Annotated in this window: 12 protein-coding genes; 8 read left to right on the plus strand and 4 right to left on the minus strand. The window is 62.4% G+C overall.

Going from position 1 to position 23,013, the window contains the following annotated elements:
* Positions 1-17 precede the first annotated feature (17 nt).
* The 3 genes from AC1TQG_RS12600 to AC1TQG_RS12610 form a co-directional block, all read right to left on the minus strand.
* Positions 18-509 (minus strand): uracil-DNA glycosylase family protein, encoded by a 492-nt coding sequence (locus tag AC1TQG_RS12600; RefSeq protein WP_482137375.1) that lies wholly within the window; start codon positions 507-509, stop codon positions 18-20.
* A 628-nt stretch (positions 510-1,137) separates the two neighbouring features.
* Positions 1,138-1,749 (minus strand): hypothetical protein, encoded by a 612-nt coding sequence (locus tag AC1TQG_RS12605; protein ID WP_482137376.1) that lies wholly within the window; start codon positions 1,747-1,749, stop codon positions 1,138-1,140.
* 6 nt (positions 1,750-1,755) lie between these two features.
* Positions 1,756-7,776, minus strand: coding sequence for a DUF4011 domain-containing protein (locus tag AC1TQG_RS12610; RefSeq protein WP_482137377.1), 6,021 nt, complete (start codon positions 7,774-7,776; stop codon positions 1,756-1,758).
* Positions 7,777-8,152: 376 nt separating this feature from the next.
* Here AC1TQG_RS12610 and AC1TQG_RS12615 point away from each other — a divergent pair, with 376 nt between their 5' ends.
* The 3 genes from AC1TQG_RS12615 (at position 8,153) to AC1TQG_RS12625 (ending at position 10,766) form a co-directional block, all read left to right on the plus strand.
* On the plus strand, positions 8,153-8,413 hold the full coding sequence (locus AC1TQG_RS12615; RefSeq protein WP_482138720.1) for a LuxR C-terminal-related transcriptional regulator: 261 nt from the start codon (positions 8,153-8,155) through the stop codon (positions 8,411-8,413).
* A gap of 5 nt (positions 8,414-8,418) precedes the next feature.
* A complete protein-coding gene (locus AC1TQG_RS12620; protein ID WP_482137378.1) occupies positions 8,419-9,294 on the plus strand; it encodes a hypothetical protein in 876 nt (291 codons plus the stop codon).
* Positions 9,295-9,467: 173 nt separating this feature from the next.
* Positions 9,468-10,766 (plus strand): lipase family protein, encoded by a 1,299-nt coding sequence (locus AC1TQG_RS12625; protein ID WP_482137379.1) that lies wholly within the window; start codon positions 9,468-9,470, stop codon positions 10,764-10,766.
* Between the two features lie 280 nt (positions 10,767-11,046).
* On the opposite strand, the gene AC1TQG_RS12630 is transcribed toward AC1TQG_RS12625, so the two are convergent.
* Positions 11,047-12,177 (minus strand): GmrSD restriction endonuclease domain-containing protein, encoded by a 1,131-nt coding sequence (locus AC1TQG_RS12630; protein ID WP_482137380.1) that lies wholly within the window; start codon positions 12,175-12,177, stop codon positions 11,047-11,049.
* Between the two features lie 513 nt (positions 12,178-12,690).
* On the opposite strand from AC1TQG_RS12630, the gene AC1TQG_RS12635 reads away from it, so the two are divergent.
* The 5 genes from AC1TQG_RS12635 (at position 12,691) to AC1TQG_RS12655 (ending at position 23,013) form a co-directional block, all read left to right on the plus strand.
* Positions 12,691-13,269, plus strand: a complete 579-nt coding sequence (locus tag AC1TQG_RS12635; RefSeq protein WP_482137381.1) for a TerD family protein — start codon at positions 12,691-12,693, stop codon at positions 13,267-13,269.
* A 346-nt stretch (positions 13,270-13,615) separates the two neighbouring features.
* Positions 13,616-13,936 (plus strand): hypothetical protein, encoded by a 321-nt coding sequence (locus AC1TQG_RS12640; protein ID WP_482137382.1) that lies wholly within the window; start codon positions 13,616-13,618, stop codon positions 13,934-13,936.
* Entirely contained in the window at positions 13,933-16,719 is a 2,787-nt protein-coding gene (locus AC1TQG_RS12645; protein ID WP_482137383.1) for a vWA domain-containing protein, read from the plus strand. The genes AC1TQG_RS12640 and AC1TQG_RS12645 overlap by 4 nt, the downstream gene beginning before the upstream one ends.
* A gap of 32 nt (positions 16,720-16,751) precedes the next feature.
* On the plus strand, positions 16,752-20,327 hold the full coding sequence (locus AC1TQG_RS12650; RefSeq protein WP_482137384.1) for a tubulin-like doman-containing protein: 3,576 nt from the start codon (positions 16,752-16,754) through the stop codon (positions 20,325-20,327).
* Between the two features lies 1 nt (position 20,328).
* Positions 20,329-23,013, plus strand: coding sequence for a hypothetical protein (locus AC1TQG_RS12655; protein ID WP_482137385.1), 2,685 nt, complete (start codon positions 20,329-20,331; stop codon positions 23,011-23,013).

Below are 23,013 nucleotides of genomic sequence, written 5' to 3' on the forward strand. Positions count from 1 at the left end.
GCAGCGGCGACCACAATTCATGTTGGTTCTACGATTCGCACGGTACGCCGAATCGCGTCTTCGAAATTGTCGCGATTTCGCTTCTGGTTGATCCCTGGTGGCGATGGGGACGCCCCCATGATCACCTCGACATCGGGGCGACGACGTAGGAATACGCCTTCCCATCCCTTCTGTGCTGGATTACCAAGCAGTAGAACCACTTTGAGATGCGGAAGCAATTCGAGTACTTGCATCGTGTATGGCCGGGCACGATCGAGCTCTGTGCGGGAAGGGTTCTTACCTTCGATGGGGAACGGGCAGATGTTCCATCCTGCGCACTTTTCGCGAGCGAGGCCGAGCCTGTTGCAGGCTCGGAACAGGAACTCGGCACCGGCGTCGTCGTTGTCGAAGCTCTGGAAGCTCACGTGGTGCCGGTCCGCGCTCGCGTCGCCCTCAGGTGCCTTCAGAACGAACAAGACCTCGGCGTCGATGCCACCGAAGGTCGGGTCGTTGTAGGCAAGGTCCGTCACGCCTGTGTCTCGACTTATCTTTTCTATCAAATCGTTGATAGGTCGCACGTGGGGCAATCTGATTGCCGCAGCGCGCTCGGATCGAAGGCGTTCGCTGGCGAGAGCGCGCGGAGCTCGTGGTAGGTCTATCAAATCGCCTCCGGTTGCTGCCAGGAGAAGTGGTCGCGTGATCGTATCCGATTAAACTGCGGGTTCGACGCGAAGCGAGTGATCGATCGCGATCGGCGCAGGGAATCCGTCTTGCCGCCCGGCCTACTTGTGGGCCCGTGGGCATCACGCTCACCGCTCCACCACAGACCAGGTAAACGCCGGGCGAGATCTCGGGATCGATGATGTTGCAGCCACCGGCATGGCGCCGTACGGCGGCGAATTGGGTGGCATGCCCCTCACCAGGTCGAAGGGTCTGGTGCGTGCGACAGCGTGGGTCACCTACCGATGGGTTGAGCGAAACGTGTTCCGCGGGAGGCTCGGCAGCAGCGCATGATCTCGCCGCTATAGGCGATGCGACAATTCGGGAACACGTTCGATATGGGGCGCGGTTGTGGAGTTCGGGACCGGTGGATTGTGCAAGCTGTGGTCGACGAACACGTCGAAGCCCTCGCACTCAACCGTGCCGTCCCAGTTTGAGCTACACGTCGAACGCGCTCCACGATATGAGTGTCTGGCCAGGTTCACATTCCGGGACCACGAAGAGACGCCGATATTTGGCCCCATCGTCAACCTCGTCCTTGGTGATGAACCCTGTGAGCCCATTGGGGCGGACATCTTCGACACAATTGAATGGGATGTCGTCGCACGTTGACGTGGGGCCATAGCTGGATGCCGCCAATGGACCGGTGACGTACTGCTGCAAGTACGTGCGCCATTGCAGACTCGGCAGTAGGAATGACAATCGGGAGCAACCACCTTGGATGCGGATGCGGTCGTAGGTGGCCGAAACCTCAATTGCGTCCGGCGGTATCTCGACGCGAGACTCGCCGGCTGCGGCGTTGGCGATCTGCTCCGGGCTGCGGTGATACCACGCAAAAAAGGAGGCCGTAGCGACAATGATGACCAGGAGAATCGCCGCCGGAATGAGAACGCGCTTCCGCCGGAACGTGGATCGGCCAGCAGGTGCGATGGTTGGGTGCATGGCTAAGTTCATTTCAAATGTTGGTCGGGCGCGAATAGATTTGCCCCATGGCATCGACGATTTAGCGAAGGCTGTTGTGTCCCAGCGTGGTTGGCTACCTGCTGGCACCGACGACTATGAACCCGATCGATAGAAGCCGTCGAGGTGAATCAGTTGTCCCCGTTTGATGCCGAGTTCGACGCAGGCGTCGAGGCGTTCTTTCGCCGGCCCGGTCATCCGTTTCTGGTCGAACACCGCGAGTGTCTGGCGACGCAGCGTTTCGTCGTCGACCTTGGTGGCGCACACCGACATCATCGCGTTGACGATCTCTTCGGGTGCGATATCGATGAGCGGACGCGTCAGACCTGTTGGTGTCGGCCGGAATCCGCGCCAGGTTGTCGGATCGATCTCGCGGGGCCAGACGAACTCGCCGAGTGGAGAGGAGTGGATCAGCTCGTGGGGCACGCACCCAACGATGATGTCGCGTCTACTCGCAGCGACTCGACTCAAATCGAAACGGCGTCCGATGCTGCGAGCAAGTCGATCCATCGAGATCGGGCCCTCGATGTCGACAGTCTCACGGACGGCGTTGGTGATCGTTGCCCGAACAGAAGGGGAGTTGACCCGTTCGAGGTCGGTTCTCGGCCCCAAGGCAGTGGCTGGTGCCTCGGTATAGGCGATTTCGCGTATGTCCCCATTCACGTTGCCTGTCCCCGTGCCGGTGGGGGACTCGAGAGTCGCGGTGGCATTGCGCAGTGGCGCAACGGTTTCCTGCAGAGGCGGATCAACGGGCGGCAGTAGATCCTCTGGCTTTAGCCAGCGGGCGTGGTCTGGGGCGAGTTCGCTCGGGATGACGAGTTCGGCGACCGTGTCCGGAATCGGCTCGGCCGCTGCGATTGCCATGGCCTGAGCCTCGGCGGCTTCGTCGATCGCAGCCTGACGCGCAGCCATCTGAGCCTTCGACCGCGCGATCGCATCAGAGATTCGCCGGATCACCGCGTCGGGCTGCGTGATCAATTCGGGCAGCCATACGCGAACGAATGCGCCCCAATGCATCATCGTTTCGAGTAGTTGCGGTGTCAGGTCGCGGTCGGCGACAGTCGGGCGCTGGGCCCATAGCGGTCCATCGAGCATGACTGCGACCTGCCATGGTGTTGAACTGTCCTCGCGCACAACGATGTCGAGCACGAACTCGGACAACCCGTAGTTCGTTGCAACGTCAAATCCGCGCGCCTGCAATGCTTCACAGAGCGAGGCTTGGATCTGATCCAACGGGGCGTGGGATGCCTGCCCCGACTGTGCCGCGATGTCGGCCGCGTTGGCGGCTGCCTCCAGGTAGCCGCGCAGATGCGCCATGCCCACCGAATTGGTGCGGGACAGATCGATGTCGGATGGCACAAACGACGTGAAGACGATGACCTTGCGTCGGGCGCGGGTGACCGCCACATTCAGCCGCTTCTCGCCACCGGTCCGGGTCAGGGGACCGAAGTTGAGCGGCATCTTCGGATCGTTGGGCCTCTTCGAGAACGCAGTGGTGAACAGGATGACGTCACGCTCGTCGCCCTGCACGTTTTCGAGGTTCTTGACGAAGATCCCGTCTTCTTTGTCAGCCCGGAGTTGGTCGAGCACCAGCGGATCGCCGGACTTTTCCAACAGATCGAGCACCAGAGTCTGTTGTTGGGTGTTGAAGGTGACGACACCGATACTCTGTCCGGCCAGGTGGGCGTTCGATAGGCGTCGACGAACTTCGGTGACGATCGCCTCGGCCTCCACGATATTCGTCCGATGGAGCACCTTGGTGTTCTCGCGGTTGAAATGACCGTCCACCCGGCGCCATTCCACGCCCGCGGTGTCGTCCAGGCCAGGGGACGGCAAACTCGCGAGCCGTCCTTCGTAGTACTTCTTGTTCGAGAACGCGATCAGAGATTCGTCTTGACTCCGGTAGTGCCACGAGAGCCACAGCCGAGGAATCTGCGACTCCACAGCCTCGGTCAAGATGCTCTCGAGATCGTCGGGAACCACCTCCTCGTCTTCTCCGGCACCATCGCTGGCATCGTCGCCGCTGCTGGTATTGACCTGCCCGATCGCGGTGGGAGGCATCTGCTGCGAATCGCCGACGATCACCGCGGAACGTCCACGCCCTAACGCGCCGATCGCCTGTGGGACGGTGACTTGCGACGCCTCGTCGAACACGACGACGTCAAAGGTGGCGGAACCCGGCGGGATGAACTGGGCCAACGATGTGGGACTGACGAAGAAGCAGGGCGTCGCGGCAAGAATGTGCTCGGCGTAGCGGTTCATCAACTGCCGGAAGGTGGTGCCACCGCGCTTGGTATCCAGTTGCCGTCGGAGCTGACCGACATCTCCGGTGAGCGCATTGGCCTGGAATGGCCGCCTCTCGAGTAGCTGTGCGGGCAGCGCCGCGATCTGCTCTTGACGCAGGTTGTCGGAAGCTTTGGCGTAGTCGACGATTTCACCGTCTTTGAGTGCTTGATCGAAGCCGAGGAGGCCGTGTGCCCGCCGTCGTTCGTCGAGTGAGCAGACCGCAACCCCTCGCATGAAGGCGATCTCGGCGTCGCCGGCGCCGATGGCGCCGGTCAGGAGCTCGTCCACGAACAGGTGCAGACCTGCGACGCGGAGCGGGTCGAGGAACGACGCCATGGCCGACCATTGGCGTAGGGGTGTCGCTCCGGCAGCAGCGATGTCCGCAGTCCATGCATCGGAGTCTCGCAACCAGGCAGTGAACCACTGGGATTTGTTGCACCAGTGATCGAAGTCTGTGTCGCTGGTTCCCAGCAGCCTGCGCCACTCCTGCCAGGATTGGGCGACACCAACCAGTCCGTCGATGTCGGGTTCCTGCAACGGGCCGGCATCAATGAGGATCTGCCACAGTTGGGATTGACTGCCGGCGAAGTGGCTGGTTGCTTCGATCTGATCGAACGCCGGTTGAAGTCGTTGTGCGGCATCGGTGTTGAAGGGATTCCACATCGGTGGCGCGAGCGGACCGAGCAGGCCGTGCATGCGCGCCACCGTGCGGCCGGCCAGCTCCCGGGTGCTCGGAATGGACCGGAGGAGCGGGATGGCTGCTTCGGGGTCCAGCTGTATACCCGGAAGGAGTACCGACGCGCTGTTCCGGATGAATTCTTCGGTGCGCTTCTTCTTTCCGAACAGACCTTTGATGGCTTCTTCTGCCGCAAGCAGCAAGGCATCGGCAGACCCGGATTCGATGAAACTGGGTAGGAAAACAGCGGTGATCGGACCGCACTGCTGCTGTAGCGCGGTGAGGTCGCCCAGAAATGATTGCCGTTCGGCGTCCCAGTGCGGCGTGTGAAGTTGTTGTATGGCGGCTGCGGTGCCTGCGAGTTGGCCGACGTGTCGACGTGCCTGGGGCAGTAGGGTATTGATCGATTCAGGTGCTGACACCCGTTCCAGGATCGAGACGACAGCAGGTAGTTGTCTGGCGCTGGTCAGGGCTGTTGACAGGCGGTGACTCGCATCCACATAGGCACTGTCGGGTGCTTCGGCGTCGATACGTCCGGCGATGCTCCACGGGTTGTGGCGATCGATCGTGACCGATCGCGCTGCCCGTTCGAACTGTTGCAGCGCAGCGGTGATCACCGGAACGTCCACCGGTGGGGCTGCCACATATGCCGGTGGAATCGATGCAATCGGGCCGTCGCCCAAGCTGAGGAGGGTGTCGTGCGCGGACCACAACGAGTGATCAACACCGTTGATTTGATGAATTTTGTTCGGATAGTTGTCAAGCGGAAGATGTTTCGACCGTAGTTCGGCGAGCCGCGCAGCCCAGGCACGTTGGTTGTAGTGCGGCGAGTTGTCGATAGCTTTCTTCAGCTGTGCACGAATCACATTGGCGCTCTGATTCTTTCCATGCAGGTCCAGCGTGAAGTCGGAAAGCCCGACCTTCGCCAGGCGCTTCTTCACCACATCAAGCGCGGCTTGCTTCTCGGCTACAAAGAGAACTGTCTTTCCTTGTGCCAATGTATGGGCGATCAGGTTGGTGATGGTCTGCGATTTCCCGGTTCCCGGAGGCCCTTCCAACACAAATGTGTGGCCCTCTGCGGCAAGCGCAACGGCCCGTAGCTGCGAGCCGTCGGCCGGGATGGGAACAGGCACGTCGAGTTCGTCGACCGGGACGGATTCGATGCCGGCACCGTCTGGGCGCCGCGCGTCGCGAAAGCTTTCACCGGGAGTGTGCGTCAGGTGCCGGACCACCGGGCTCTTCTCCAGGATGTCCCAATGATCCTCCAGGTCTTTCCACATTCCGAAGGTGCCGAACTGGCAGATCGCCAGTGCGGCTGTCTCGTCGATCCTGATATCCAGATTGTGTGTGACCATTGCCGCGCGTATGCCCCGGAGAGCAGCATCGATATCGATGCCGCTGCCGTCGAGCGGAGGCGATTCGAGTGCGTCGATCGTGACGTTGTGCTTGAGACGCAACCACTCGACGAGGCAGTAGTTCGGTGTCGAGACGCCACTGGTGTCGACAACCACGTGAAACGAACTTCGTCCGGTTCCGCCGATGACCTTGACCGGCAACAGGAACAGCGGCGCTCGGGCAAGTTTTCCGGTGCTGGTGGTGTGCATCAGCCCGCCGAAGGTGAGATAGAGGTTCGCGTTGCCGGTTTCCTCGAGCATGGTGCGCGCTGTTCGCTGAAGGTGCTTGAGTCGCGTCTGGTAGGACTCTGCCGGTACCGCAGCGTAGATACGGCCACGGTCCCGGAGGTATTCGATCACGGTCTCGTCGTCGATGTCCTGGGCTCGGCGTGCGCCCTGCAGTTCATGGATCGAGTTGATCGTGTCGTGGGGTACGAGCTCGATCTTCGCTTCATTGTGAATGAGGTCATCGAGGAGCGCGAGGCCAGAGGTGGGTACGTGCAGGTCGATGACCTCGCGTGAGGCTTTCAGATTGAGCAGACGATTGCGTGTGCTCAGGTCGAGCAGCGATCGTTTCCACTTCTGGACGCGCGCGGGTGCGGTGTCGGTGGTATCGAACACGGCCTCAAACGAATTCGTGGGTCCTCGCAACTCCGGCGGAAGATCGAGATCGGCGGTGGTGGAGACCGCTGGTGGCGTGATCGGAATGTGGGCAATCTCGTCGAGGGTTGGTAGTGGGCGAATGCCGTCTTTGCGAGCCGATCCGATTGCGACGACGCCGCTCAATGAATCCGGATCGGCGAAGTGTTTGCGGCCTTGAGCAACAGCAGATTTGAAAGAACCGGCGGGGGTGAGGTCGTAGAACGACGCCTCGATGGGCACGGCCTGGCCGGACTCGACAAGGTTGATCATGACGTTCGGCTCGGTGATGCTGGTGTGCGCGAGATTTGTTTCTTCGCGCATGTATCCGGCAAACGCGTGGCCGGTGGTCAGCCAGATGAGTGGTCGAAGGCCTGCCTGCTCAAGACATGCGGCATACGTGACGGATAGATCGATGCAAGTGCCGAAACGCTCGTCGAGAACCTGGGCACTGGTGCGGATCTTCTGGCCGGTGCCTTCGAACGACGCGGGCGGATTGATGTACCGGATCTGCTGGCGTCGCAATGCTTCATAGATCGCCGCCGCGATCAATGCCGCGCGTTCGGGACCCTTCTGGTACCCGCCGAGCGCCGAGTCACCGGTGTTCGCGGCGAGGATCTCCGACGCGACGTCCAAAACCGATGCGACTGCGCGCGTGTTGGGTTGGACAAACGCTGCGAGTGAATCGAAAAAGACCGGTGCGTTGAACCACTCGTTGTGGGCAAGAACCCGAATCGGTGCGTTCAGGTGGATGTCATCGCCCCACAACCGGGACACGGTGACCGAAATCGTTGCGGTGTAGCTTTCATTGAGTTCTCGAAGATGGGGGATCTGCGGGACCAGCGCCGGATAGTTGTCCCAGAAGGCGATTCGTCCCGGTGTGAGTGGCCCGTCCAGGACCTCACTGTGTGAGGGCGAGAGTTGCCGGCCGCCTCCATGGAGTTCGACAGTCGCCTTGACATCAACGATGTCTGCGTCCGAGTCGTTGCGAATCTCGAGACCCATCACGAGTGGCACACCATTGTGTACCAATGCGAGGTTGACGGCCGGATGCGCATGAAGGTCGATAGTGAGACCATCGGCCACGATGCCGAACCGTTGACGTGCATCGCGCTGGTTCACTACGTCCTCCGAGTTTGTCTTGCATCTGATGCCAGGGGTCCTGAGACTCCGGCAACGTTCAACGTTAGGGCATGGCGCGGGCGACTGTGTGTCCCCTGTTCGACCGCCTACGGCATGAGGTTCGTCGAGCCGGTGGCGGTGCGGATACCCGCCAGCGGTTCGCTGATCCCTTCCTGGCGTCCTTGGGAGAGGGTAGCGAGCCGGTCTGACAAGATGCGGCGGCCGACGGGTAGTGCTCGATCATGCGTTCGAAATGACACGTGTGGAAGTAAAGTCGCAGTCGCGCAATGGATTTCAATGTCAGACCTTCCCTCTACTTTCTCGTCGTAGATGGCAGTCAACTCCGACTGTCTCCGAAGGAGGACTTGGATCCGTGATGGACACGATGGATGAGGCAGGTGCCCGGACCACTGGGCCGAAATTGAGTGGGCGTGAGATCGAGGTTCTACGAACGTGGTTGATCTGCGACAGCAAGGAGGAGGTTGGGCGCTCGCTCTTTATCGGCGCTGCGACGGTCAACACCCACATCTCGCGCATCCGCGGCAAGTACGAGGCTGTCGGTCGCCCGGCCAACACCAAGGCCGCCCTGTTGGCGCGGGCTTTGCAGGACGGCCTGATCACCATTGAAGAGCTCTGACTCCTGTGGATGACCTGTGCGAGTACTACGCCGCCGATGCACCTCGCCGCAGGGAGCGTCCGGTCCTGTCGGTGGTGTCGAGTCGAACGTTGACTGTGAATACGGCCGCCGTGTGCGTGGCCGTTTCATTGGTCGCCGCCTCGATGGTGCACATCGCGTTCCTTCTCGTGGGTGCATTCGTGGCGATGGTTGTCCTCGCGACAGGCGCATGGCTGCGTGAAGTTTTGCGGAACGAACGGGACTCGCACAAAAGGTCATTGGTGGAATCCGGCTATCTCATCACCTCCCACGAGGTGTCGCAGTGCGACAAGAAGGACCGCAAGTTCGTGGAGAAGGCGCGAGCAGCAGTCGCGGTGATCACCTCATCGAAAGCTGCTACAGGCGGGTGGTTGGGCGATGTCGACTTCGGGCCAGATCTGTTCTGGATCGCTTCTTCGGTAGTGCAGGCAAGCGCAATGCAGGAACTGGTCGACAAATTGAAGCCGTCCCGTCGCGCGTCGGACAAGCAAGCCGTAGCAGACGGCAAACAGTGGCTAGATAACCGTCGCAAGCAGCTCGATGAGCGGGTGAAGCTCTTGGAAGACGCCGCGAAACACGCTCGCTCCGTTGATGACAGGCTCGTCCGGCAACAGGAGACCGCCGCTCGACTGGCTCTGCGTGACGCCGAAACTGTTCGTATGGCGGCGCTTCGCACCCGGTTGGTCGGCACTCAGGAGCGCCGCCCGTTCCTTGATCCCGGTCTCGATTCGGTGGAGGCGATCCAGGCTCGAGCGCAGGCGTTCCACGACGTCGATGACATCAACCGTCGAGCGACCGACGAACCCGCCGGCGGCGGGGGTGGTTTCGGCGGGTGGCTGCGGCGGCTTTTCGGAGGGGCGTGATCTCCCGTGGCGCGGTGACATTCTCGTTCCGGAAGAATTGAACTAAGTTTCCGATCCCTACCAGTCATCTCTCGCACGACGCGAGTGAAGATCTCATATGCCACCCAAATTACCCGGACACCGCGTCCGCGAAAATGGTCCCCCTGCAATTCGCACCTGGTAATTTCCGCAGAATGGCACCCACCGTCGCACGCCTGCCCCATCTGCTCATCAGCGTCCTGGCGGTGGTGACCCTCGCCGCGGCGACCGTGTGCGCCGGTGCGGGAAGTGCGGGCGCGGCACCGTTGCCGGCGTTCTACCAGCCGCCCGCCGATGTCTCGGCTACCCCGGGAAGTATTCTTCGGTCCGAACCCTCACCACTGGCGTTCAGCATCCCGGCCGCCGGTGGTGCCTTCCCGGCCACCGGTACCCGCATCATGTATTCCAGCACCGACGTCAATGGTGCACCGATCGCAGTCACCGGCACCTACTTTGAGCCGGCCATTCCCTGGGCCAAGCCCGGTCCGCGTCCGATCATCAGTATGGCCGTCGGTACCCACGGTCAAGGCGATCAGTGTGCACCGTCGCGGCTGTTCAACTCCGTCATTCACTACGGCGGCGGACTCGACGTGATGGTGCAGTACGAAATTGCTGCGATCTACGCGGCGGTTGCTCAGGGCATCCCGGTTGTAGTCACCGACTATCAAGGTCTGGGCACCCCTGCCGTGCACGGATACCTCAACCGCGTGGGCCAGGCCCAAGCGGTGCTCGACGCGGCCCGCGCGGCCATCGACCTGAAATCCCTCCCAGGCAACACTCCGTTCGGGATGTGGGGCTACTCGCAGGGCGGGGGAGCGGTCGCCGGAGCCGCCGAACTGCAAGCCCAGTACGCGCCCGAACTCAACGTCCGCGGAACCTACGCCGGCGCACCGCCAGTGGACCCGCTGAAGACCCTGGCGCTCGCCGAAGGTGGAATCCTCACCGGCGCTGTCGGATACGCGCTCAACGGGATCTACGCCGACTATCCCGAAGCCCGTCCTGAACTGGACCGGGTGCTCAACAAGGCGGGAAAGTCGCTGTTGCGTGAGACCTCGAACCAGTGTGTACCGGAAACGCTTGCGCGGTACGCCTTTCAACGGACGAGCGCGTGGACGAGCAGTGGTCGTCCCTTGGGTGAGGTGGCCACCGCGAGCCCGGTCCTCAAGCCCATCTTCGACGAGCAGCGCATCGGCACCCTGACGCCCGAAGCACCGATTCTCATCGTGGCGTCCGACAATGACGACGTGGTGCCATGGAGTAGCTCACGCGAAGTCGCCCGCGAATGGTGCGGCCGGGGTGCGACGGTGCAGTTCACCACCTTCCCGCTGCCACAGATACTCCCGGGAACCGCAGCAGCACACGGTATCCCGGAGTTCTTCGGTATCCCGACCGCGCTCAGTTGGATGATCGACCGGTTCACAGGGGTACCCCAGTCGCGGTGTGTCATCGCCTGACGCTGCGATGCGCTATCACTCGAAGATGGCAAACTTGGTGATGTCAAAGGGGATAAAGACCGGCGGTGGCGGTGTAGCGGGCTGATGCGCGGCATCGTCGACACCGTGGATCGGACCCCTGCGGCGCGACTGAATCTTCTCAGGAGTCGGTGTTGCTCAAGGCTCGAGTTGTGGCCGTAGCCGGCAGGTGACGACCGGTCGTGTAGGTCGCCGATCTTCTGGGACCATCGCCGGTGAACTCGTAGGTATCGTTCGTGTATTACGGCGCGGTTAGCGGCGGCTACGTGTCGCAGGCTATCCCGTCACCATCGCGGTCGAGTTTGCGGCTGTAACCGGGCTGTCCCGCGTAGATCGGAGCTGCGCCCGCAGCGCGCACAGCGGAACAGTTCGCATAGGAGACCGACGGCGCGTCGACCACCGCTGGTGGTGTGTAGACGGGTTCAGGAGGCGGCGTGTACGCAGGCGCCGGTGGCGGAGTGTTCGCCGGGCGAACCGCCGCGGGTGTGGATGTTCTGGGAACGGGAGTCGCGGTTTCTGTTTTGGCGACAGCGGGAGCCTCTGGCATCGAGGCACCGCAGGTGCTGAGAACGCGTGCAATCGCGTCCTTCTCGGCCTGCGTGACCCACAGTTGGTATTCGGCCTTCACGTCCAGCTGTCGGGACACGTACGTACAGCGGTATGCCTTGCTTGGCGGCAACCAGGTGGCAGCGTCGCCGTCGCTCTTCTGCTGGTTAATGGGGCCGTCGGTGGCCTGCAGGTTGCGCGGATCATTGGCGAAGTCGACGCGCCGGCCGGGCGTGAGTTGCTGCGCGCCCTTCTGCCAAGCATCCGACAACGCCACCACGTGGTCGATCTGGACGGCACTCGAGGTGTCCTGGCCCTGGAGAAAATTGATCGACGTGGCCGTGTATGGGTCAACAAGCACGCCGGACTGCACCGTGCAGCCTCGTGAATCCGCCTTGTAGACAATTCCGGTCAGATCGCGGCGCAGGATGTCGTTGCGGGTGTCGCACCCGTTGCGTCCGCCTTCGACGCTCACGGCATCGGTCCAGGCGTTGCCGAACTGGCCACGGTCGTACCCGGTCTTCGGCGCGCGGCCTTTGACCTCCAGTGCGTTCAGCTTGATCATCGCTCTGTTGGCACCGGAAGCGTTGTTCACCTGCGCGATGGGGGTCGCGACCGGGAGCGGCTTCTCGGTGAGGGTGGTGGTTGTCGTGCTCAGGGGAGCGGGCGCCTTGTCAGCGACAGTTGCCGGTTTGTCGTCCTCGGTCACCGCGCCGATGGCACCGAAGACCACCAGTGCCGCCACCAACCCACCGGCGATCCACGGCCACTTGCGTTTTTTTGTGCGCTGCGGCGGGCCGGGCGGTGGGCGGTCCCAGTTGGAGGGCATGGCAAAGGGATCGGGCATGGCGGAGGGGTGGCCTTTCGGGGCGTGCGCCGTCGGAGGGGAGTCGACGGCAGTCATAGAGATATAGCCACCCGGGCCCTGAGTGTTACAGATACACTGCTGATTCCGAACAGCGTGGTCACCGACGCGTGTCTGACTTCTCGAAGCGTGCGCGACGTTGTTCCGGTCCACGTTGAATTCAATTACTGCGGATCGGCATTCAGCTCTGGGCAATGCCGAGGTGTTCGGACAGCTCGGTGGTGTAGCGAAGGTGCGTCGGCGGTGGCGATGTGATTCTCGAACGTCATCGACAATCATCTGTTCAGACGAACTTTCTGTTGCCGCTGGACGATTGGCCGGCGTGGACAGCCCGCCGTTTCGGCAATTCGCCGAATTAACGCCCGTCCATAGCGCTGCGTGTAATTCCTCTGCCCGGGATGTCGCAACGCGATAATGTCAAGTGCGACAATGGAAAAGCGAACCGCTCCGTGTCCATCGTTTGGACTACGCGCACGGAGTTAGTTGGAGGAAAAAATGTCGGTCAGCCTGGGTAAAGGCGGAAATGTTTCCCTGAGCAAGCAAGCTCCGAACTTGACGGCAGTCGGCGTCGGGCTCGGATGGGACGTCAGGGACACCTCGGGGGTCGACTTCGACCTCGATGCGAGTGCCCTTGCTGTTGATTCGAATCGGAAGGTACTCGACGACTCCTTCTTCGTTTTCTATAACAACCTCACCTCACCCGACGGGGCGATCGAGCACACCGGAGACAACCGAACGGGGGAGGGCGAAGGTGATGACGAGTTGATCAATATTGATCTGAGTGCGTTGACTCCAGGAGTGCAGTCGATCGTCTTCCCGGTCACCATCCACGATGCCGCCGCCCTTGGCCAGAACTTTGGGCAGGTCGTGAATGCCTTCATCCGTGTTGTCGACCAGGCAGATGGCCGTGAACTGGCCCGATTTGATCTCAGTGAGGACGCGTCGACGGAAACGGCGATGATATTCGGCGAGATCTATCGCCGGGAAGCTGAGTGGAAATTCCGCGCGATCGGGCAGGGGTATGCATCTGGCCTTGCTGGAATCGCGCGTGAATACGGTGTGAACGTGGGCTGATCGGGCCTATTCACCGGACTGGTGCGGTGGATGTCGGACCTGGATGGTTAAATGCGTTGCGAGACTTGAGAGTCGGTGTCATCTGTTTGTATGACAGGCCTGACGGCGCTCAATTCGACGGTCAGGCAAGGCTATTGCGGATCTGAAATGTGCCGTACTAGTTGCGTCGCGTATCGGCAATTTCAAATGGGCTGACATTTGCTTCGGCGGAGCGTTGTCCATACCAGTACTTGAAAGAAGCATTGTGTCAGCACCATTCGACCCGTTTGGATCAGGCAGTAGTGCCGTGCCGAACCCTCGTTCCGTACCCTCTCAACGTGCATTCGGTTCCGCGCGTGGCAACGGTGTGCCCCAACCGGGGCCGCTCCAGATCGCAGGCCCGCCGACAGGTTTGCTGATCGCCGCGGGCGTGACCGCATTGCTGGGTGTGGTCGTCGGGCTCATCGGTCGTTCGGACTGGTTGTCGATCGTTGGATGGGCTTTGTCGGGTCCGATCGCCATCGGGATCTTGGCCGCATTCACGCTGGCTGACACGAAACGCCGTTCCGCGCCGATCTATACCAGCCCTGGCTGGGCGACCACCGCGTACGGCGCGGTCGTTCTCATCGCTGTCGTCGGAATTGTCATTGGTGCACTGGGTTTCGCGTTCTGGGTAGGTCGTCAATGAGCGTTAAGATCAGAAAAGTAGCACAACTGCTCGCGATGTTCTTCTGCGTCACGGTGATTGCTGTTGTGCTGGCGCCGACAGCGAGCGCCGATGAGGGCGACGGCGCCACCCAGTTCGGTGCATGTCTGGCGGCGCAACAATCCGGACAAATGCTGCTGATGATCGACGAATCGACGAGCCTGCAGACGTCCGATCCGGACGCCGCACGCGTCACGGCGGCGAAGTACCTGACACAGCAACTGGCGCGATTCGCCTCCGATTCCGGGGTGAAGATCGAGGTGGCGGTCTCCGGTTTCGCCGACCAGTACCGCAGCGAGCTCGGATGGACCGCGCTCGACGAAGCGTCGCTGCCCGTGGTGGAGTCCAGCATCGATCGCTTCCGTAACCGCAACACCGGCGTCGACACCGACTACTGGCTCGCACTGGAAGGCGCACGTCAACAGTTCTCCGAACCGGCAGCCGGTGAGGTCGGAGGCGGCAACTGCCGCGCCGTTGCTTGGTTCTCTGACGGCAAACTCGACTTCACTCCGCGAGGCGGAGCGGACAAGCCATATGCGCCCGGCGTCGACCTCAATGGGCAGGCCGGTGTCGATCAGGCCGTCGCGGCAGCTACCGAGAGCATCTGTCGCTCGGGAGGTTTGGCGGACCAGTTACGGTCGTCGGGAATCGTCACCTTCGGCATCGGACTCGCGCCGGCGGGTTCCTCGGCAGCAGACTTCGATCTGATGAGGTCTATCGCCACGGGTGAAGCGAAACCCGCGGCATGTGGCGACCTGACATCTCCGATTCCAGGCGACTTCTATCTCGCCCAAGACATCGACGACCTGCTGTTCGCCTTCGACGCATTCAGCACGCCCGGCCAGGCTCCGCTGGAAACCGAGGCGATCGTCTGCGCTCGGGTGGTCTGTGAAGCGGGTCAGCATCGATTCGTTCTCGACCGCTCGGTCGGCAACGTCAACGTCTTGGCCACGGCTGATGGTGCGAATCTGGTGCCGACCCTGGTGTCGCCTAAGGGTGAACGGCTGCCGCTCGACAATCGGGCTGGTGGAACAGGCGACCTGGGCGGCGTGAAAGTCGACTACCAGTGGCCGTCGCAGAAGACCGTGTCCTTCGAGATGAGCAATGTTCAAGCGCCGCAATGGCAGGGCGTGTGGGCTTTGGCGTTCGTTGATCCGGCCGGTGCTTCCGGGGCTACAAGCAAATCGAACATTCACATCTCGGGTGATCTCGTTCCGTCCTGGGACCGTGATCAGAATGCCGCGCTGCATAGTGACGATGCCGATGTCCCGGTTACGTTCTCCGTCGTCGACGGTCAAGGCAGCAAGATCGATCCCACGGAACTACTGGGCAAGGCGAAGTTCTCAGCGACGCTCGTCGACAAGGACGGGAAGAGCTACCCCGTCGTCTCCGATGTGGACAAGAGTGCGATCTCGAACCCGGTGACGATGGATCTCTCCGGAGTGCCCGCCGGCAGCGCGACGATGCGACTGTCGCTCGCAATCACCACCGCCGACGCCACCAGTGCAAACGGCCAACGAGTGCAGGGCACCTTGCTGACGCCGAGGTCCATCGACATCCCGGCGACCATCGATCCGCCCCGAGGCTTCCCCTCGGTCGGCAGCACGATCGACTTCGGAACCGTTGAGGGTAACGGAAACTTCAAGGGCTCGCTGACCGTGACCGGCCCCGGATGCGTCTGGCTGCCGCAAGAACCGGCCGCGAAGGTTGTTGCCGCTCCGGATGGTCTGGACGAGCTGACCGTCGCCGCATCGTCGACGTCGGCCGACAACTGTGTGACGTTGGCCGAAGGGCAGCAGGAGACGTTGCCGCTGACCCTGTCGATTCCGGATGCGGTCAACGGTGTGGTCAACGGATCGGTGCAGGTGATCGTCTCACCTCCCGATGAAGCCGAGCGGGCCGTGGCGGTGCAGGTGCCGTTCACCGCGGATCTGCAGAAGCCGTTGAATACCAACAACTTCCTCATCGCACTCGTGGTGGCACTGATCCTGGGCCCCGGTGTGCCGTTGCTCCTGCTGTACTTGGCGAAGTGGTTCACGGCGCGGATCCCGGCCAGGGCACTGCGTGCGCAGCAGATTCCGGTCACCGTGAGTGGGGGATCGGTGTTGCGTGACGGACAGCCGTTCGCCATCAGGGATCGCGACCTTGTCGAGTTGGTTCGAGGCTTGGACAAACCTGCTCGGCGCCTTGACCTCGGTGGCATCGAATTGATCACTCGAACCGGTTTGTCGCCGTTGGGTGCGGGGTTTGTGGTCGCCAAGTCCGGTGATCGAGCCGGTGCAGGCAGTAAGTCGCCTGCCATGCACGGCAAGACGCCGAACGCTCGGTTGCCGTTGGCGGTGCACAACACATGGTTTGTGCTGCATGACCCGAACGGTCCCGCAGATCGGGCCACAGTGGTGTTGCTCGCCGGTGGTGACGCCGGACCGCAGCAGGTCAACGCGCTCGTCGAGGACATGATGCGGCATCTGCCGCGCACCCTCGAAGAGCTGCGCTCACGGACCACAGTGACAGCTCCGAGAGGTCCGTCAGCTCAGCCTCCGGCGGCGACGACGGCGTTCAATCCCTTCGGTGGTTCCGGGTCGCCCTCGGCATCACCGACTTCGGGCGATCCATTCGGATCTGCCGCACGACCCGGTGCTGATCCGTTCGCCGGGCAGCAACGACCGGGTTCGCCGTCGCCGAGCCGTCCGACGCTCGAAAAGGGTTCTCCGGGAGCTGCTCCCAGGATTCCTGACGAACCATTCGACCCATTCCGTCGCTGAAATCGACCAACGCTATGAAGGGCTAGAACAGTATGAGGAGATTTCTGGTTGTCGGCTGCGGTGGTTCGGGAGGCGCAACGCTGGCCTACATGATGGACCAGTTGCGTTCGGACCTCGCTGCATTCGGCGTCACACAGATCCCGGCCGGCTGGCAGTTCGTGCACCTCGACGTGCCTACAGCTCCGTCCCCGGGCCCCGACGGGCTCGGCAACGTCCGCGACCAGGGTGGCGCTTATGTCGGCACCGGACCGCAGAGTGACAGCTACAAGGTTCTCGACAACGCCATCTCCCAACGTCTGGCCTCGGGCGGTGAGCTGGACGCCTTGGCGACGTGGGCGCCACGGGACCCCAGTTCTATTCACACGCCCTTGAGTACCGGCGCCGGGCAGTATCGCGCGCTCGGCCGGATGATCACTCTGAGCCGGGTCGCGAAGGTGCGGGAAGAGCTGCAGCACAGCTGGGATCGCCTGTTCCGCGTTGAAACCGAAAGCGAGATGCGACGTCTCGACCTTCCCGGTTCGGGCAAGTTCGACGCCGGTGAGAGCCCGGTGGTTCTCGTGGTGTCGTCGATGGCCGGTGGTGCCGGAGCTTCCATGGCCCTCGATATCTGCCGGATGCTGACACTGATTCCGGGCGTCGACCCGCGTCTCATGGGCGTGTTCATGGTCGCGCCGGACATTTTCGACAGTCTGGATTCGTCGGCGATCACCGGTGTGCGGGCGAATGCGTTGGCCATGCTCGGTGAGATCGTGGCGAGCCAAACCGGTGCCGCCCGTGAACACGATGTCTCGATCCTCCGCGCACTCGGGCAGCAAAATGGAGAGGGTGAACTGATCCCGTTTGCTCGTGTCTTCCCGGTCGGACGCTATGTCGGTGCTGAGCGCACCCTGTTCGGCGACGGTTCGCCCGAGGCCGTGTATCGCGGTCTGGGTAGGGGACTGTCGGCGTTGATGATGAGTAAGTCTGCGTCGCAACAGTTTGTCGAATGGGACCTGTCCAACGGTGGTGGAACCGCAGGCAATCGCGAGTTCATCGGCTGGGGCAACGGTCAGTGGGACAACCTGCCGTGGGGGTCGTTCGGGTTCGCCAGCTTGAGCATGGGCCGCGATCGGTACGCGGAGTACTCGGCACAACGCCTCGCCCGGAGCAGCGCCGAACGCTTGCTGCGCGGCCATCTGCAACCCGGTAATCCGGCCTCTGATGATGACCAGGCCGCGGCGATCCTGGACAGTCAGTGGTCCAACATCTGCAACGAGCTCGAGCTTCCGGTGACTGCCGGTGAAGCAGTTGTCGGGCAATGGATCACGACCACAGTGTTGCCTCGTCAGGATGTCACGAGCCTGTCTGCACACGTGGTGAACACCAATCTGCGCGGCTACATCGACGCTCGCGACGGCTTGAACGCCGCTCACTGGGTGTCGAGTGTGCACAACGCGCTCGCCGACCGCCGCCAGTCATTGCTGGACGGCAGCCACGAGCAGGCCTATTCGTGGAGTTACCGTTGGCACGTGGTCTTCGCTCAGCGCCTCGAAGCAGTGACCACGAAAGCCATTGCACAGCTCGGTCTCCCGTATGCAACAGCACTGGTCAAGCGGGTCTCACAGTACATGCAGAACGTGGTGCTGCCGAGCGCGCAAGACCTCGCGAAGTACAGTCCCTCGGACGTCATCGAACTACCGGCCGAGGTGACGAGCACGCTCAACGGCCTCCGCGGCAACCTCACCAGCACCTCAGAGATCCTCGCCCGCGTCCTCGAGGGCAGCCAGGGAACAATCGAACGCCAGATCTACGCGTCCCTGTCGAACCTCGTGAGCGTTGCCGCCGGCTCAATGGTGGGTGAAGTCTTCGATCCGTTGATCGAGGCACTGAACGAATCCCACATCCTGCTGCGTACGGCTGCGGGGGAGCCTGTTCGCGACGTGGGTCTCGCGCGGTTGCAGACAGACGAATATGCGGCGTGGCCGTCTGACTCAGATGCCTGGGTGTCAGATAGGTTCTCTGAAGCCAACAACGAAGTCATGCTGACCAGTTCAGCCGACTTCAAAGAGCGGTATGAAGTCGATCTGCCGCTGTCCGTCGGTGCCTCAGCGGTGGGTATGCGGCAGTTCAGTGAGGCTGTCGCGGTCGCCACCACCTACGCCATCACCGGGCATTGGGCGACCAACGATGGCAGCCACGCGCCTGCCGAAGATCAGCCGGTGGTCGAGCGGACCGCTGAATGGAAGTCGCGGGCGTTCGTGACCGATCCGGCGACCGGCGAATCCCGGATCTCCTCGCCGGCCCGTTTTGACGTGCACGTCCGCCCGGCCGAGCTTCTGAACCGGTCCCGCAAGTTCATCGAGAGGACGGGCGAATCCTTCGACCGCTTCTGTCGAGTGTCGTTGCGGGAGTACCTGACCGGCGTCGGGGAGCCGGAATCCGAATTGGCTCGGCGTCACCACGACATCGTGGCGAAGTTCGGTGAGGCGATCAACCTGGCCCGACCGCTGGCGAGTGTGAACGAACAGGCCATGCAGGCGATCCACAACACCCAGCAGATGAGCTACCGGTTCAAGTTCTCGGCGGTGCCGTTCAAGGGCTTGCGCGTGGCAGACGAGCTGGCGTCGGCGCTCAATGAGTACTCACGTATCGACAGCAAGACCAAAGACGTGCTGGCCCGGGCGCTCACCGACGAGTCGAAGATCAAACGCGTCGACATCTTCGGTTCATACCCGAACTATTCGCCGCTGGCCTTCAACTCGGTCCTCGAACCGGCAGCGCGTCAGTGGTTCGGGGCGTCTGCCTCACAGCGCCAGGCATTCTGGCGGATGCGCCGCTCGCGGCCGCTCGCCGCATCGTTGCCGATGCACCCGACCGAACGACGTGCGATGGTCGCCGGATGGACCCTGGGTCGCGTGATCGGCCAGGTCTCGCTGCCGCCGGAACCCTACGACGAGGCAGCCCGGGTCTGGGACGGCGAGACAAGCGCCTGGCGGAACTTCCCCAATCCACTCTTGACACCACCGTCGCAGTTCACTGCCGAATACGATTGGATGCCGGCAGTTCTCGAGTCGATATTGCTGGCGATGGCTCAGTCCCATGAGCCGCCGGTGATGTCGTCGATGTTGCCGTACCGGGCGCTCCGCCGAATCTACGATTCGTCGGCCGAAGACGAGGTGTCGGGCGTTCACGGCCTGGCGGCTCGTACCCATCTGTCCCGTTGGCTCCGAAACGGTGACACGGGAACTGGTCTGGCGTCGGCGGTCGAGAACACCGGACCTGGTGTGACCATCGACGAGCGTGCGGAAAGCCTCCGAACCTACCTGCAGAACAACCGCGACTTCGCAGGCACCCACTACCTTCCGCCGGGCGCACGTCCGGAGCCGGGATTGCCACCGGCCCCCGGCGGCGGTGTGTTCTCGACTATCACAGTCCGCGAACAGGCATCGGCCACACCGATTTTCCGTGACCTCGCCCCGGACGTGTACTGGGCGACCAGTCAGATCATCGACATGATCGACGGGTGCGTCGAGCAGGCCAAACGCCCGGAATCGTCAGCACCGGTGCAACCGATCGCTCCGACGTCTTCTGTGAAGGCGTTCGAAGTTCCCATGGGAGGGACGTTCTGACATGGCTGCAGTCACTGTCTTCATCGCGCCGCGCGGCATCGCAGACGGGATCCTCAGCGCACTCTGTGATCTCTCCGCCGGCGGGTTGATCGAACCTTTTGTCTGGGTGACCGAGGCGCCGACGACCGAGGTTGTCGTCAGTGTGTCGGAGGGGCGTGCGTACGACACGACGCTCCAACAGGTGTTGTCGACGCAGCGGATCGATGTACTCCGGATCTGCGTCATCGTTCCACTGGTGGGCATCCTCGCACCGGCGTCGGCCGGACAAGAGCATCGGATCGCCGATCTGCTCGCGTCCACGTCGGGTGGCGCGCGTGTCGTCCGGGTGCGATGCATGATCGCCCGGCCCGGAACCGTTGCCACACAGTCTCCATCGGTGCTGGACGGATGGCACAACATCCTGGTGGCGCCGGAAGACGCGCAGGGCCCTGGGATGGGGCACGTCCAGTTGGAACCGTCGACGGATCCAGTCGAAATCGGTCGCCACTGCGCACCGGCCGCGGTGGCATTGCTCGGATTGTGGAAGGGCCTGGATCATCGGCCGCTTGATGACGCACCTGTGCTCCCCGGCCAGGTGGTGCGGTTGGCGCGATCGTTCTACCGCAAGCTCGACACCTCCGCGTCGGAGGATTCGCTCCGTGCACAGGTTCTCGCCCAGGACGGGACGCTGCCACTACCGAGCGATCAACGTTCCACCGTGGTCTATATCCAAGACGTCGGATTGGCTGCTCGGACAATGTCCGACGAGCTGTGGCGCAAGTTCGACTCGGTCCTCCAAGGACCACGCATGCCCTATGCGGTCGAGAGCTCATCCGAGATCGGGGTCTGGGCCGCGATCAAGATGTTCTTCTCGTTCATGGGCGCTGCACTCCGCAACGCCCCTGCCGCCTGGTACGGACGTTTGGTGGACGGGGTCTCGGCCGGAATCGCCTCGACGGTGCATGCCACCATCTTCGGTGCCGCACCCTCGGCGTACGACGTGGTGGCACGCGGTCGCACCGCGGAAGGTCATCTCGCGGGTTGGACCGAGATCGGCTCGGCATCAGGACAACTGAGCAGTGTCCTGGCCGACCCGACCGAAGGTCGGACGCACAACGCGGCGGTGGACATGTCGACACTCTGGCAGGACTACGCACGGGCAGCTCTCACGTTGGCCGATGGTGGAGCCCGGTCTTCGGATCTGGCGCCCGTTCAGGTCGGGGCGAATCGCGGAGTCCTCGGCCGGTCTGCGGACGTCGTCCCAGGGCCTGCACAGCGCTTCAACCAACTTCCCGGCATCGTCGCGGCAACCGTCGGAGTCGATGGGGTCGACGCGACCGACGCGCTCGGCATCAAGCAGCTGCGCCAGAAGCTCTCCGTACTGGAGCAGGAGTCCAACCTGGGCCTGGATGCCCGTCGGACTGCCTCTGACATCGACAACTGGCAACGCGAAACCTCAGGAAGCTTCGGCGTACAGGTCGGCCGCCGGCTCGCCGACAGTTTCGAGAACACTTTCCGTGAGGTGCAGCACCTCTTGCAGAAACTGCGTAACGCTCAAACGCCGCCGGAACAAACGGCAAGCAGTCACGGGCGGTTCGCGCGGATAATCCAAGTGGGTGCAGTCCTGGCCATTCTTGTTGCCGCGCTGCTTGTCTGGGAGGTGGTCGACGGACTGCTCGATTGGTGGTTGGCGGCGGTGATCTACGTGGTGCTCCTGCTGGTTTCGACAGCGGTGTGCGGAATCGCCTTCATCAGAAGCCAACGAGACCTGTTCCAGCAACTGAATCGGCGCAAGTCTGTCATCTCCGAGCAGGAGGTGGACCGGCAAAATCTTCGTACCGGACTTCGTGATCTGGAACGTCTGTCGCAGGCATACAGCCAATATCTGTCCTGGAGCAGAGCGCTGGGAACGTTTCTCGCACAACCCCTCGGGCCCGATCTTGCCGAGAGCCACGCTGATACCAGGATTGCCTGGGGCCTGCCCATGTCGGTTGCCACGGGCTCAGCACATCCGGTAGCCGAACAGGTTGCCACCACAGCGCACTATGTGCGGCAGGATCTCTTTGGGCTCGGATGGTTGACCGAGTCCTGGGATGGACTCGTCCGTAACGCCACCCCCGCTGCAGGACGCGCCGAACGCGACGCGGAAGCCGAGCTGAGCCGATTGTGGACTGCCCCCGGACAGGGGTCGGGATCGCAACTCGATCGCTGGTCGAACGCTCTGTTCAGTGGTCAGATCACGTCCACCGGCGCTGATCTCGTGTGGAATCGTGCTCGCGCGAACCTGATGGGACCGAAATCGGAACTGGTCCAACGATTGGTGGGAACCGTCGACGTCCCGGGAGGCGGCAGCGACCGCGCCGTCAGCATTTCTGACTTCTTGTGTCAGATCGACCGTCCGACTCCGCCGAGCGGAAACTTCGACCGGATGATTCTGACCGACATGGCCACGACCTCCGGGGCAGCCGAGGTGCGTGACGATGTAAGAACCGCGGCGCGGAACGGACTCGGAATCATCTGTGCCGCAACGCAGCTGTCAGGCGCGTTGTCGATCGACAGTCTGACCCTCGACGCCCGTCGTCGGACAGACATCGAATGGAACGAAGAGGTACCGCAGATGCGTCCGGAACACATTGCAGCGGTCGAACCGGTCTCGGAAAGTCAGCGATTCGCGCCTCCGAAGCTGGGCGAAGGGGCCGGATTCTGA

The organism is Williamsia sp. Y844 (genome assembly GCF_056786475.1).